Genomic DNA, 13,274 nt, shown 5'->3' on the forward strand with positions numbered 1-13,274 from the left:
TGACAGACGACGCACCCGGAGGTGTCACCCATTAGTGGTACGGTGCCGAGCCGTGAGTGCCCGGAGCCTGTTATTCGGACTTCTGATCGGCGCGGCTGGCGCAACTGGACTCGCCTTCACCAACTCGGCGGCCCTAGGCATCGGACCAGCGTCACAGGAGTCACCAGACGCAGCAAGCCTGTTCGGTTCCGGCAACGCCGCCGCACCGGGCAGACAGCAGAGCACCACCGATTCCCCGACGGAGCCCGCTCCCACCACGACGAGCTCGACGACCACCACGGTCCCCCCGACGACCACCACCGTTCCCACCACGACGGTCCCCCCGACGACGACCGCTCCGACCAAGACGCAGCCCCCGAGCAACCGCGCGCCGGAGCAGGCCGTTCTCGCGATCGTCAACCAGGCCCGTTCCGAGGCCGGCTGCAAGCCCGTCGTGATCGACGACCGGGTCACGACCGCGGCGCAGGCGCACAGCACCGACATGGCGAACCGCGACTACTTCTCGCACGACACCCCCGAAGGCGTGGACTTCGCCGAGCGGATGAAGGACGCCGGTTTCCCGCGTCCGGGTGGCGAGAACATCGCGATGGGCCAGCGGACGCCGGAGCAGGTCATGCAGTCCTGGATGGACTCCCCCGGACACCGCCGCAACATCCTCGACTGCTCGTTCAACACCATGGGGCTCGGGCTGGACACGCGCGGCTTCTACTGGACCCAAGACTTCGGCCGCTGATCGGGGAGAACCACCGTGTACGAAAGCCCGGAACCTGACGCGCGCTCCCGATTCCGCGGAGCGCCCCAGGTTGTCCTCGCCGTGTCCGGCGTCGTGGTGGCGACCGTCTTCGCCGCCGTCGCGTCGCTCGCGGCCGGGTCCGCGGACAGCGCCGCTCCGCAGCCGCGCAAGGACGTCGTCAACAGGGACAAGCTCGTGTTCCCGTCGGCGTCGTCCTCCAGCGTCCCCGGATCGTCCTCGGTGACCGAGACGACCACCACGACGACCACCGGCGCGACGACCACGACGCCGAAGAAGACGACGAAGGTCACCACGATCACCCGGCCCGACGGGACCACCACCACGGTGACGACCGAGGAGCCCACGCAGCCGACCGAGCCGACGCGGCCGACCAAGACCACGACGACTACTACCACCACGACTACGACGACCACCACGACGACCGAGCCGTCGACAACGACGCCGGACCCCGCTGGGTGACGCGCGTCACCGTGTTGTGACACACGGTCACACGAACGAGTGGCGCAACTGAAGGTAGTCGTCCACTCACGCCGATAACTCGAACGCAAGGCCATCCGACCGGGTTTCCCACGAGGAGATGGTGTGTTCGAGGAAGATCATCCGCAGTCACCTTCTCAACCGAAGAAGAAGGTGTCTACGGTCGTCCTGCTGGCAGCGGGTGGCGTCGTCGTCGCCACGCTGTTCGCGACGCTCGCGTCGATGCTCGCGAGCGGCGGTCAGCAGGCGAACCCCCAGCCGAAGGCGGACGTCGTGCAGACGTTCACGTCGACCAGCGTGGCACCGGACGGCAGCACGTCGACCGTGCTCGTCACGGTCTCCACGTCCTCGTCGAGCCAGCCGCCCAGCGTCGACCGCAGGCAGCTGGCCCGCCCGGACGCGCAGAAGCCGCAGGACCAGCCGCCCGCGCAGGACGACAACAACAAGCCCCCCGCTCACGAGCCGCCCGTCTTGACGACGACTCCGCAGAGCAACCCGCCGTCGTCGTGGACTCCCCCGGAGCCCACGTCGTCGTCCAGCACCACCACGACGACGACCACGACGACTCCTTCAGGCCCCAGCAAGCCCTAGGCCTGCAAGACGACCGTGAAGATCGTGAAAGTCGCGAGGAACGGACCGGTCTCCAGCTCGGAGACCCACCGCCTCGCGGCCTTCTCGTCGATCAGGCCCGCCTGAGCCGCGCGGATCGCGTTCCGGCCGAGCCCTAGCACCATCTCGGCCTCGGCGTGGTCGCGGAACACCGGAGCCGTCGTGGTCACGTCCAGCACCTCGAAGCCGACCTCCGCGCCGATCCGCGGCACCGCGCGTCCCACGGTCGAGTGCCGCTGGATCGAGGCGCCGATGTACCGGGTGAGCGCCCGGTTGACCTCGACGTCACCGGGGTCGACGACGAGCGTGTCCCAGTCCGGCTGCGCCACCACCGCGATGCCACCGGGCTTCAGCACCCTGCGCACCTCGGCCAGCACCTGACGCGGGTCGTCGACCTGGTGCAGCATCCGGTCGACGCGGACCCGGTCGACGGTGCCGTCGGCGAGCGGCAGTGCGTGCGCGTCGCATTCGCGCACGTCGGCGTGCGGGTGGCGGTCGCGCGCCTCGAGCACCATCACGGGGTCGCGGTCGACGCCGATGACCGTGCCGCCGCGGGTCACCAGGTCGCCGAGGTCGGTGCCGGGCCCGCAGCCCACGTCGAGCACGGTCTGGCCGGGGCGCAGGTCGAGCGCGAACCGGACGCCCCGCTTGTAGTCGGCGCCGGAGCAGCCGGCGACGGTGTCCAGGTACGTGATTGATCGTGTCCATGAGTCAGACAAGCACGGCCGTGTGGAGATCCTGTGCACCCTCACGGCTCGAAGCGGTAGCCCATGCCCGGCTCGGTGAGCAGGTGCCGTGGGTGCGCGGGATCGGGTTCCAGCTTGCGGCGCAGCTGCGCGAGATAAACGCGCAGGTAGTGGGTCTCCTTCGCGTACGAGGGCCCCCACACCTCCTGGAGCAGCTGCTTCTGCGCGACGAGCTTGCCCCGGTTGCGGGCCAGCATCTCCAGCAGACCCCACTCGGTGGGCGTCAGGTGCACCTCGGTGCCGTCCCGCAGCACCTTCTTCGCCGCCAGGTCGACGGTGAACGACGCCGTCTCCACGATCGGCTCGTCCTCGGGGGTCACGGCCGAGCGGCGGACGGCGGCGCGCAGTCGCGCCAGCAGTTCGTCCATGCCGAACGGTTTGGTCACGTAGTCGTCCGCGCCCGCGTCGAGCGCCTCGACCTTGTCCGCCGAGTCGGTGCGCGCGGACAGCACGATGATCGGCACGGACGTCCAGCCGCGCAGGCCGGCGATCACCTCGGTGCCGTCGACGTCCGGCAGGCCCAGGTCGAGCACCACGACGTCAGGCTTGCCGTCGGCGGCGAGCCGGAGTGCCTCCGCACCGGAGTGCGCGGTGAGCACGTCGTAGCCGCGCGCGGACAGGTTGATCCGCAGTGCGCGGACGATCTGCGGCTCGTCGTCGACCACCAGGACCGTCGTCATTCGCTCTCCTCGTACGCGGGCATCGAGATGACGAGCGTCAGCCCGCCGCCCGGTGTGTCCTCGGCCCTGATCGTGCCGCCCATGGCCTCGGTGAACCCCTTCGCCACGCTCAGCCCCAGCCCCACGCCGGTGGTGGCGTCGCGGTCGCCGAGGCGCTGGAACGGGGCGAAGATCTCGTCCGCCGCGCCGCGCGGCAGGCCGCGGCCGTGGTCGACGACCCGCAGCTCGACGAACGACGCGTGCTCAGACGCTCGCACGGAGACCCGCTCGCCGTAGCGCAGCGCGTTGTCCACGACGTTCGCGACGACCCGTTCCAGCAGGCCGATGTCGGCCCGGATCGGCTCCAGGTCCTCCGGCACTTCGACCTCGACCGGCGCGAGTCCCGCCCAATTGATTCCACGGAGCGCGAGCGCGACCACCTCGTAGTAGCCGACCGCGCGGAACAGCGGCTGCACGGCGCCGGTCGCGAGGCGCGACGAGTCGAGCAGGTTGTCCACCAGGCCGGTCAGCCGGTCCGCTGACTCCTCGACGGTTTCCAGCAGCTCACCGGTGTCGGAATCGGACAGCTGAAGCTCGGGGTCGCGCAGGCTGCCGACCGCCGCCTTGATCGACGTCAGCGGTGTGCGCAGGTCGTGGCCGACGGCCGAGAGCAGCGCGGTGCGCAGCTCGTTGCGCGACGCCCTGCGCTCCGCGTCCGAGGTCTGCTCCGCCATCCGCTGCTGCCGCAACGCGAGCAGCGCCTGCCCGGCCGCCGCCTCCAGCACGCCGCGGTCGGCCGCGGGCAGCGCACGCCCGCGCAGCGCGAGGTGCACGTCCGGCGTCACCGCGACGTCCACGTCCGCGTCCTCCGGTTCGGCGCACGGCCGCGGGCCGACGCACGCCACCCGCGTCCACTGCCCGTCCGCGCGTTCCAGCAACGCCACCGACGACAGCCCGAAGTTCTCCCGCACGTTCTCCAGCAGGCGCGCCAGCGGATACGGGCCGGTCAGCACGGTCCGCGCGTACGACGCGAGCAGCGTCGCCTCGGTGCGCGCCCGCGCCGCCTGCGTCGCGAGCCGCGCCGCCCGGTCGACCACGAGTGCCGTCGACACCCCGACGACGAGCATCGCGACCAGCGTCACCACGTTCTGCTGCGCGTCGATCGTCAACGTGTAGAAGGGCTCGGTGAAGTAGAAGTTGAGCAGCAGTGCGCTCAGCAACGCCGTCGCCAGCGCGGGACCGAGCCCGCCCGCGATCGCGACGAGGAGCGTCACCAGCAGGTAGCCGACGACGTTCGTGGACATGATCAGCTGGTCGCGTTCCAGCACCCCGAACAACGTCACCAGCGCGGGTCCCACCACGGCCAGCGCCCACCCCAGCCACAGGCGCGACCGCTTCAGCGGACTTCCGGCGAACCGCCCGCGCCAGCGGGCCACCGCCTCGTCGTGCGTGACCATGTGCACGTCGATCGAGCCGGAGTCCTGCACGACGGCGGAACCGATGCCCTCGGTGAACACCCGCGCGAACCGCGACCGCCGCGACGTCCCGAGCACGAGCTGCGTGGCGTTCACGCCGCGGGCGAACTCCAGCAGAGCGGTGGGCACGTCGTCGCCGACGACGGTGTGGAACGTCGCACCGAGGTCCTCGGCGAGCTTGCGCGCCCGCGCGACCGCCTGCGGATCGGCGCCGGCGAGACCGTCACCGCGCAGCACGTGCAGCACCAGCAGGTCGCCACCCGCTCGGGTGGCGATGCGCCGGGCCCTGCGGATCAGCGTCTCGCTCTCCCCGCCGCCGGTGATCGCGACGACCACGCGTTCGCGCGTCTCCCACGTCTCGGTGATCTGCTGCTCGGAGCGGTACCGCTGCAGTGCGACGTCGACCTGGTCCGCGACCCACAGCAGTGCCAGCTCGCGCAATGCGGTGAGGTTGCCGACGCGGAAGTAGTTGCCGAGTGCGGCGTCGATCTTGCTCGCCGCGTAGACGTTGCCGTGCGCGAGCCTGCGCCGCAGCGCCTCTGGCGTGATGTCGACCAGCTCGACCTGCTCGGCGCGGCGCACCACCTCGTCCGGCACGGTCTCGCGCTGCCGCACCCCGGTGATCCGCTCCACCACGTCGTTCAACGACTCGAGGTGCTGCACGTTGACCGTGGACAGCACGTCGATGCCCGCTTCCAGCAGCTCCTCGACGTCCTGCCAGCGCTTGTCGTTGCGGCTGCCGGGGACGTTGGTGTGCGCGAGCTCGTCGACGACCGCCACCTCGGGCGCGCGGGCCAGCACGGCGTCGACGTCCAGCTCGGTCAGCTCGACGCCGCGGTGCCGTGCGTGCCTCGGCGGCACGACCTCCAGCCCGTCGAGCAGCTGCGCCGTCTTCTCCCGGCCGTGCGTCTCGACCAGCCCGACGACGACGTCCGTGCCGCGTTCTCTCCGCCGGTGCGCCTCCCCGAGCGCGGCGAAGGTCTTGCCAACGCCCGGTGCGGCGCCCAGGTAGATGCGCAGCTCGCCACGTCTCGGTTTGGCATTCACGTGATCAGTGTGCCCGCCGCACCCGGAGTAGCCCGATCAGCCGCATCGAGTGCTCCTGTCACTTCACCACCATGGACCACGGATACCGCCGATCGGGTTGCCCGAACGCGGCCTTTACGCCGTTTACCTGGCCATTTGTGGCTATCTGACGCAGGCCGTGACGTTCCTCTCCCCTCGCTGGTCCACTGAGCGTCCAATCAGGCGATCGGCAGTTGGCGGATAGCGCGCGGAGCGTAAATAAGGGAAAGTTCCAAGGTTCGTGTCCTAATTTGGACAATCACATGCGCGTGCGGAGAAACGATGCCCACCACCGTCACCAACCACGAAGCTCTGCAACTCGTGGTCGCCGTGCACCGGCTGGTGCGAAGTCTTCGACAGGCCGCTCCGGCCCGTCGTTTGCAGCCCACTCAGTTATTGGTTCTCTCCGAGCTGAGCGCTCACGGTCCCATGCGGATCGGTGAGATCGCGGTGCGCGCACTGTGCTCGCAGCCGACTGCGACCACCGTCGTGACCAGCCTGGAGTCCAGCGGACTCGTCCGCAGAGAACCCGACGCGGCCGATGGAAGGGCAACCATCGTCGCTTTGACCGAACTCGGTCGCGACACCATCATGTCGCTTGCTCACGGTGAAGCCGAGCTATTGGGTGAAAGAATGTCGGAACTTTCACCGGACGAAAGAGATTTGCTGCGTTCGGCCATGCCGCTATTGCGGCAACTGGCCGAACCTTCCGAAAACAGGTGAGGAGCGGGGCCCCCGACCGGCCCCGCTCCTCAGTTCTTCACTTGCTCGGCGACGGTGAAGCCGACGCCGGTGGTGACGACGGTGCCGACGATCCGGAAGTCGGCGGCGCCGACGAAGGCGTGCCGGAAACCGATGGCGGCGATGAAGCCGACGGCGGAACGGCCGCTGACGGTGGAATCGTCAGACATTCCCCCGTGCTGCGGTCGATCTTCGGCCTCGGGTACTTGTTGTTCGGGATCATCGGCTCCGTGCCGGGGCACGGATAGTCCCTCTGCGCGTTGATCGCGTTGCCGTCCTGGTCGAACAGCAGCACGCCCTCGAGCAGCTTGCCGTTCGAATCGAACGGGTAGATGTTCTCGTACTGCTCCGTCACCTGCACCGGGTACGAGTTCGACGCCCGGCCGTAGTTCATGGAGTCGGCCGCCACGTCGATCATCTGCAGGATCGTGGCCGCGGCGAGAGCGCTCGCGGGCAGTGTGATCCACAGCCAGCGCCGGTCGGTCTTCGACTTCGGACCCGCGTAGAACGCGAGCGCGGCGAGCGCGGCGATGATCAGGAACGCGAACAGGTCGCGACTGGTCAGCAGCACCGCGGCCACCACGAGCAGCACCGTGCGCAGCAGCCACCACGCGGGCTGCAGCGAGCGCAGGTACGCGATCGCCCGTCCGGCAGGCGTCTCCGCGGGCTGGTTGAGCAGCTCCCCCAGCTTGAGCACCTCGGGCAGCTGCATCATCGGCCGCTGCTCCGGGCCGTGCTCGCGCACCAGCACGTACGAGATGGCCAGTGCCGCGGCGGGAAGCAGCAGCACTCCGGCTTCCCTGAGCAGCGCCGTCCCCGCGATCAGCGTGAACGCGGTCGCGCCCCCGAGCAGCCACGCGGCGATCCGCGGCTTGGACAGGGCGGGCAGCTTGTTCGGCTTCGCGATCACCTCGGTGCGCGCCGGGTAGCCGGCGGCCGTGCGCAGCTCCTGCGCGTACGCCTCGGGCGTGCCGAGCCGCTGCTCCAGGGTCTCGTCCTCGCCGAGCTCGGCCGCGACCTCCGTCACGTGCGCCTCGACGTCCTCCATGATCTCGGCGACCTCGCTCGCGGGCAGGTCGGCGAGTGCCGCGCGCATCCCGGCCAGGTAGTGCTCGGCCCCGAGCCGTGACTGCTGCGTGTTCATGCGACCTCCCCGAGCAAGCCGTTCAGCGTGCTCGCGAACGACCGCCACGTCTTTCCGGACTCAGCCAGGCGCTCCCGGCCGGGCTCGTTGATGCTGTAGTACTTGCGGTGCGGGCCCTCTTCGCTCGGCACCACGTACGAGGTGAGCAAACCAGCGTTGTAGAGACGTCGCAGCGTGCCGTAGACCGACGCGTCACCCACGTCGTTCAGTCCCCCGCTGCGCAGTCTGCGCAGCACGTCGTAGCCGTACCCGTCCTCCTTGCGCAGCACCGCAAGGACGGCCAGGTCCAGCACCCCCTTCAAGAGCTGACTCGTGTCCATCCACTCACTCCCCGCTGTTGTGCCGTGAACACTACTACGCAATCCGCAGTACTGTCGACGGCGTTGGACCAGGGCGTGATGAAGTCGAGATTTTCTACCGCGGGGTGAGCGGGGTGCGTGAGGAACGCACCCACTTCAACACCGCGGGCCAGGAGCCGTACCCGGCGTCGGTGTTGATGTGTGCCGCACCAGGTAGGACGTCGATGTCGACGCGAAGTTGCTCGGCCAGGAGCTTGGCCGCGTTGAGCGTGCACCACGGGTCGCCCTCGCCGACGACCACGCGCGTGTCCTTGGCGGCGCGGCGGACCGCGGCCGGGTCGAGCGGTGGCGGGACGAACGACTTGAGCAGCGGGTCGTCGCAGTCCGGCGCGGGCGGGGCGACGAGCAGCACCCGATCGACGCGCCGGGAGACCTCACGGGCGCCGTGGTGCAGCCACAAATGACACCCGAGTGAGTGAGCGACGACCACCCGTTCGACATCGGACGGGGCCGCGTCGAGGTGCATGGTCAGCTCGTCGAGCCAGACCTGGGCGTCTGGTGCGTCCGGCTCGCTGAAGTGCGGGAAGTCGACCTGGGCCCCGTGGTTGGCGAGTTCCCCCGCCAACCAGTTCTGCCAGTGCTCCGGCCCCGAGCCGTGGAGGCCGTGGAGCAGGAGCACGTACGGCAGCGACATGGGACTAGGCCGACTTTTCGCGACGCTCCCGGCGGCTGGGCTGACGAGCCACGATCGTCGGGTTCACGTTCTCCTTGACCGTCTGCTCGGTGATGACGACCTTGGCGACGTCGCTGCGGCTGGGGATGTCGTACATCACCGGCAGCAGGACTTCCTCCATGATCGCGCGCAGGCCGCGAGCACCGGTGCCGCGGAGGATCGCCTGGTCGGCGACGGCCTCGAGTGCGGTCTTGGTGAACTCGAGCTCCACGCCGTCCATCTCGAACAGCTTCTGGTACTGCTTGACCAGCGCGTTCTTCGGCTCGGTCAGGATCATCACCAGCGACGGCTTGTCGAGGTTCGTGACCGACGCCACCATCGGCAGACGCCCGATGAACTCGGGAATCAGACCGAACTTGATCAGGTCCTCCGGCATCGAGTCCGCGAAGAAGTCCGACGCGTCGATCTCCGCCTTGGTCCTGACCTCGGCGCCGAAGCCGAGACCGCGCTTGCCGACCCGGTCCTGGATGATCTTCTCGAGGCCCGCGAAGGCGCCCGCGACGATGAACAGGACGTTCGTCGTGTCGATCTGGATGAACTCCTGGTGCGGGTGCTTGCGGCCGCCCTGCGGAGGCACCGATGCGGTGGTGCCCTCCAGGATCTTCAGCAGTGCCTGCTGCACGCCCTCACCCGACACGTCGCGGGTGATCGACGGGTTTTCACTCTTCCGGGCGATCTTGTCGACCTCGTCGATGTAGATGATCCCGGTCTCGGCGCGCTTCACGTCGTAGTCAGCGGCCTGGATGAGCTTGAGCAGGATGTTCTCGACGTCTTCACCGACGTAGCCCGCCTCGGTCAACGCGGTCGCGTCGGCGATGGCGAACGGCACGTTCAGCATCTTCGCGAGCGTTTGAGCGAGATAGGTCTTGCCGCAGCCGGTGGGGCCGAGCATGAGGATGTTGGACTTCGCCAGCTCGACGCCGTCGTCCCTGCCCTCGCGCCCGCGGTCGCCCGCCTGGATGCGCTTGTAGTGGTTGTAGACGGCAACGGAAAGAACACGTTTGGCGTCTGACTGGCCGATGACGTACTGGTCGAGGAACTCGTGGATCTCGGCCGGCTTGGGGAGCTCGTCGAGCTTGACGTCGCCGGCTTCGGCCAGCTCTTCCTCGATGATCTCGTTGCAGAGATCGATGCACTCATCGCAGATGTAAACGCCGGGGCCGGCGATGAGTTTCTTGACCTGCTTCTGGCTCTTTCCGCAGAAAGAGCACTTCAGCAAGTCGCCGCCGTCACCGATACGCGCCATGACCGCTGACCTATGTCCCCTCCGGCACACACCTGCTGAGTGCGCCTGACTGACTTGCTGTGGCATGTCCCGCTGGGTGCGGGTTCCCGCCTGTCTCCTGACGGTACCTGGCCTACCCCGCCCAGCGGGAGGACCAGCGTCCCCCCGACACGCCGACGATGCCAGTAAACCGGTCAGATCGGCGTGTCGGATGGGCCGTTCGGGGCCCGGGGTGTGGGGTGTCCCCACCGAACACCGGCCGGCGGGGCGAGGCGAGTGCTCTTCGCGAGCACACCTCGCCCCACCGTTCGGCCCTCAGGACTTGGCCGAGAGCTTGCGGTACGGCAGCACCGTGTCGACGATGCCGTAGTCCTTGGCCTCCTCAGCCGTGAGGATCCGGTCGCGCTCGATGGACTCGCGGACCTCGTCGGCCGTGCGGCTCGTGTGCCGCGCGAGGGTGGTCTCCATCAGCCTGCGAACGCGCTGGATCTCGTTGGACTGGATCTCCAGGTCGGAAACCTGACCGTACGCGCCCTCCATCGAGGGCTGGTGGATCAGGATCCGGGCGTTCGGCAGCGCGTGGCGCTTGCCCGGCGTGCCCGCGGCGAGCAACACGGCAGCCGCGGAGGCGGCCTGGCCGAGGCAGTACGTCTGGATGTCCGGGCGGACGAACTGCATCGTGTCGTAGATGGCCATCAGCGAGGTGAACGAGCCACCCGGCGAGTTGATGTACATCAGGATGTCGCGGTCCGGGTCCTCGGACTCGAGCACGAGGAGCTGGGCCATGACGTCGTTGGCCGAGGCGTCGTCAACCTGCACGCCGAGGAAGATGATGCGCTCCTCGAACAGCTTGTTGTACGGGTTCGACTCCTTCATGCCGTAGCTGGTGCGCTCGACGAAGGACGGCAGCACGTAGCGGGACTGCGGCGCGTGGAACTGGCTCACTGGATGTCTCCTACTGGTGTGCGGCCGGTCAGTTGTTGCTGTTGCCCACCGAGGCCCTGGAAACGACCCTGTCCACGAAGCCGTACTCCAGTGCTTCCTGCGCGGTGAACCAACGGTCGCGGTCCGAGTCCTGGATGATCCGCTCGACCGGCTGACCGGTGTGCTCGGCGATCAGTTCGGCCATCTCGCGCTTCGTGCGCGTCAGCATGTCCGCCTGGATCGCGATGTCCGCCGCGGTACCACCGACACCGGCCGACGGCTGGTGCATGAGGATCCGGGCGTGCGGCAGCGCGTGGCGCTTGCCGGGGGCGCCGGCGGAGAGCAGGAACTGCCCCATCGACGCCGCGAGGCCCATCGCGTAGGTGGCCACGTCCGGCTCGATGAGCTGCATCGTGTCGAAGATGGCCATACCGGCGGTGACCGAACCACCCGGCGAGTTGATGTAGAGGGTGATGTCCTTCTCGGGGTCCTCAGCGGCGAGGAGCAGCAGCTGAGCGGTGATCTGGTTGGCGATGCCCTCTTCGACCTGGGATCCCAGCACGATGATCCGCTCGCGGAGCAGCCGCTCGTACACCGAGTCGGTGAGGTTCATCCCCGCGGTCGACGACCGCATCTCGGGCGAAGGGAAGGAGTGCTGCGTCACGGTTGCCTGCCTAACTCCACTGGAACGACTGCGTAACTGAATCTCTGCTACCGACCCTAACGAAAGCAGGCGGCGTCTTCGTCCCGACACCGCCTGCGTTCGCTCAGGGCGTTACTCCTGCTCGGCGTCGTCCTGCTTGGACTCACCGAACAGCTCGTCGAGGTCCAGCTTCGCGCCGGACTCGTCGGTGACGGTGGCCTGGCGCACGACGCTCGCGAGCGCCTTGCCGCGGCGCACGTCGGCGAAGATCGCGCCGAGCTGGCCGGACTGCTGTGCGCGCTGGACGTACTCGTCCGGGCTGATGCCGAAGCGCTGAGCCTGGTAGATGATGCGCTCGGTCAGTTCGGCGTCGGTGACGCTCAGCTGCTCGGCGTCGGCGATGGAGTCCAGCACCAGCTGGGTCTTCACGGCCTGCTCGGCGGCCTTGCGGAGCTCCTCGTCGAACTCCTCCTGGGTCTGGCCCTGCTCGGCCAGCCAGTCGGCGAAGCGCTTCTCGTCGTGCTCGAACGCGTGCACGGCGTCGTGCTTGCGGGCGTCGATCTCGCCCTGGACGATCGCCTCGGGCAGCGGGACCTCGGTGGTCTCCAGCAGCGCCTCGAGGACCTTGTCGCGGGCCTGGACGCCCTGCTGCATCTTCTTGACGCGGCCCAGCCGGGTCTGCAGGTCGGCCTTCAGCTCGTCGAGCGTGTCGAACTCGCTGGCGAGCTGCGCGAACTCGTCGTCCAGCTCGGGGAGCTGACGCTCCTTGACCGTGTTGAGGACGACCGAGACGTCGGCGTCGCGACCGGTGTGCTCACCGGCGACGAGCGTCGTGGTGAACGTCTTGGTCTCGCCCTCGGACGCGCCGACGAGCGCGTCGTCGATGCCCTCGACGAGCTGGCCGGAGCCGATCTCGTAGGACAGGCCGGACGTGCGGGCCTCCTCGACCTCCTCGCCGTCGACCGTGGCGGACAGGTCGACGATGACGAAGTCACCGGACTGCGCGGGGCGCTGGACGCCGGCGAGCGTGCCGAAACGGGCGCGCAGCTCGTCGAGCTGCTTGTCGACGTCCTCATCGGTGACCGGCTGGTCGTCGACGGAGACGGACAGCTCACCGAACGCGGGGACCGTGATCTCCGGGCGCACGTCGACCTCGGCGGTGAACGCCAGGGTCTCGCCGTCCTCGATCTTGGTCACCTCGAAGTCGGGGCGGCCGAGCGTGCGCACCTCACCGCTGTTGACGGCTTCCAGGTACTTGGCCGGGATGGCCTCCTGGATGACCTCGTCGAGCACGGGGGCGCGACCGATCCGGCTCTCCAGCACGCGCGCGGGCGCCTTGCCGGGACGGAAACCAGGGATGCGCACCTGCTTGGCGAGCTTCCGGTACGCGCGGTCGAAGTTCGACTTGAGCTCGTCGAACGGCACCTCGACGTTGATCCGGACCCTCGTCGGGCTCAGGTGCTCGACGGTGCTCTTCAACGTGGACTCCTAATACGAACAGGACGTGCGGAACAGCCGGAACCGCCACAGAGGCGCGCCGGATTCCCGACGAGTCTAGGCGGCGTCCACCTATGGGCGGTTCCGGGGTAGTCGTAACGGCCTCGGAGGTACCGTGCGGCTGAAATTTCGATCACTGGGGGTTTCACATGTCACGGATGAAGTCGGTGCTGACCGGGCTCGCGCTCGGTGCGGCGGTCGTCACGCTGGCCGCAGGCTGGCAGGGCGACGCGCAGGACGTCGGCGACGCGCGCGAGCACATCGCGAGCGCCCAGCACTGAGG

15 protein-coding genes are annotated in these 13,274 nt (G+C 68.7%); 5 read left to right on the plus strand and 10 right to left on the minus strand.

Translation table 11 applies throughout. The features are described 5' to 3' along the window. The first annotated feature begins 52 nt into the window (after positions 1-52). The 3 genes from FKR81_RS16450 to FKR81_RS16460 all read left to right on the plus strand — a co-directional run bounded on the left by FKR81_RS16450 (position 53) and on the right by FKR81_RS16460 (position 1,822). Positions 53-733, plus strand: a complete 681-nt coding sequence (locus FKR81_RS16450; protein ID WP_235921582.1) for a CAP domain-containing protein — start codon at positions 53-55, stop codon at positions 731-733. An 81-nt stretch (positions 734-814) separates the two neighbouring features. After that, positions 815-1,213 carry a hypothetical protein gene (locus FKR81_RS43590; protein ID WP_186763000.1) on the plus strand — a complete coding sequence of 133 codons (399 nt, stop codon included), beginning with the start codon at positions 815-817 and terminating at the stop codon, positions 1,211-1,213. 171 nt (positions 1,214-1,384) lie between these two features. Then, positions 1,385-1,822: a hypothetical protein gene (locus FKR81_RS16460; RefSeq protein ID WP_146352838.1), complete on the plus strand. Its 438-nt coding sequence runs from the start codon at positions 1,385-1,387 to the stop codon at positions 1,820-1,822. Here FKR81_RS16460 and FKR81_RS16465 read toward each other — a convergent pair. The 3 genes from FKR81_RS16465 to FKR81_RS16475 are packed head-to-tail and all read right to left on the minus strand — an operon-like array spanning position 1,819 to position 5,767. After that, a complete protein-coding gene (locus FKR81_RS16465; protein WP_146352840.1) occupies positions 1,819-2,559 on the minus strand; it encodes a methyltransferase domain-containing protein in 741 nt (246 codons plus the stop codon). The genes FKR81_RS16460 and FKR81_RS16465 overlap by 4 nt on opposite strands. A gap of 29 nt (positions 2,560-2,588) precedes the next feature. After that, entirely contained in the window at positions 2,589-3,266 is a 678-nt protein-coding gene (locus tag FKR81_RS16470) for a response regulator (RefSeq protein ID WP_146352842.1), read from the minus strand. Beyond that, positions 3,263-5,767 carry a sensor histidine kinase gene (locus FKR81_RS16475; protein ID WP_146352844.1) on the minus strand — a complete coding sequence of 835 codons (2,505 nt, stop codon included), beginning with the start codon at positions 5,765-5,767 and terminating at the stop codon, positions 3,263-3,265. Before FKR81_RS16475 ends, FKR81_RS16470 begins: the two co-directional genes overlap by 4 nt. A gap of 300 nt (positions 5,768-6,067) precedes the next feature. Here FKR81_RS16475 and FKR81_RS16480 point away from each other — a divergent pair, with 300 nt between their 5' ends. Then, positions 6,068-6,508 (plus strand): MarR family winged helix-turn-helix transcriptional regulator, encoded by a 441-nt coding sequence (locus FKR81_RS16480; RefSeq protein WP_146352846.1) that lies wholly within the window; start codon positions 6,068-6,070, stop codon positions 6,506-6,508. A gap of 37 nt (positions 6,509-6,545) precedes the next feature. Here the strand turns inward: FKR81_RS16480 and FKR81_RS16485 are convergent, their stop codons facing one another. The 7 genes from FKR81_RS16485 to tig form a co-directional block, all read right to left on the minus strand. Continuing rightward, a complete protein-coding gene (locus FKR81_RS16485) occupies positions 6,546-7,670 on the minus strand; it encodes an HAAS signaling domain-containing protein (RefSeq protein ID WP_146352848.1) in 1,125 nt (374 codons plus the stop codon). Then, entirely contained in the window at positions 7,667-7,990 is a 324-nt protein-coding gene (locus FKR81_RS16490) for a PadR family transcriptional regulator (protein ID WP_146352850.1), read from the minus strand. The genes FKR81_RS16485 and FKR81_RS16490 overlap by 4 nt, the downstream gene beginning before the upstream one ends. 94 nt (positions 7,991-8,084) lie before the next feature. Continuing rightward, positions 8,085-8,663: an RBBP9/YdeN family alpha/beta hydrolase gene (locus tag FKR81_RS16495; RefSeq protein WP_146352852.1), complete on the minus strand. Its 579-nt coding sequence runs from the start codon at positions 8,661-8,663 to the stop codon at positions 8,085-8,087. 4 nt (positions 8,664-8,667) lie between these two features. Continuing rightward, complete coding sequence (gene clpX, locus FKR81_RS16500) at positions 8,668-9,948, minus strand: ATP-dependent Clp protease ATP-binding subunit ClpX (protein ID WP_146352854.1); 1,281 nt, start codon at positions 9,946-9,948, stop codon at positions 8,668-8,670. A gap of 294 nt (positions 9,949-10,242) precedes the next feature. Next, positions 10,243-10,872, minus strand: coding sequence for an ATP-dependent Clp protease proteolytic subunit (locus FKR81_RS16505; RefSeq protein WP_146352856.1), 630 nt, complete (start codon positions 10,870-10,872; stop codon positions 10,243-10,245). Between the two features lie 28 nt (positions 10,873-10,900). Beyond that, positions 10,901-11,485 (minus strand): ATP-dependent Clp protease proteolytic subunit, encoded by a 585-nt coding sequence (locus FKR81_RS16510; protein ID WP_146353067.1) that lies wholly within the window; start codon positions 11,483-11,485, stop codon positions 10,901-10,903. Positions 11,486-11,626: 141 nt separating this feature from the next. Then, a complete protein-coding gene (gene tig / locus FKR81_RS16515) occupies positions 11,627-12,973 on the minus strand; it encodes a trigger factor (protein WP_146352857.1) in 1,347 nt (448 codons plus the stop codon). Positions 12,974-13,149: 176 nt separating this feature from the next. Between tig and FKR81_RS45640 the strand changes: the two genes are divergently transcribed. Beyond that, the gene (locus FKR81_RS45640; protein WP_268891556.1) at positions 13,150-13,272 is read left to right on the plus strand and encodes a hypothetical protein; all 123 of its coding nucleotides are present in this window, start codon (positions 13,150-13,152) and stop codon (positions 13,270-13,272) included. The last annotated feature ends 2 nt before the right edge of the window (positions 13,273-13,274 follow it).

The sequence above is a fragment of the Lentzea tibetensis genome, assembly GCF_007845675.1.
Taxonomy (GTDB): domain Bacteria; phylum Actinomycetota; class Actinomycetes; order Mycobacteriales; family Pseudonocardiaceae; genus Lentzea; species Lentzea tibetensis.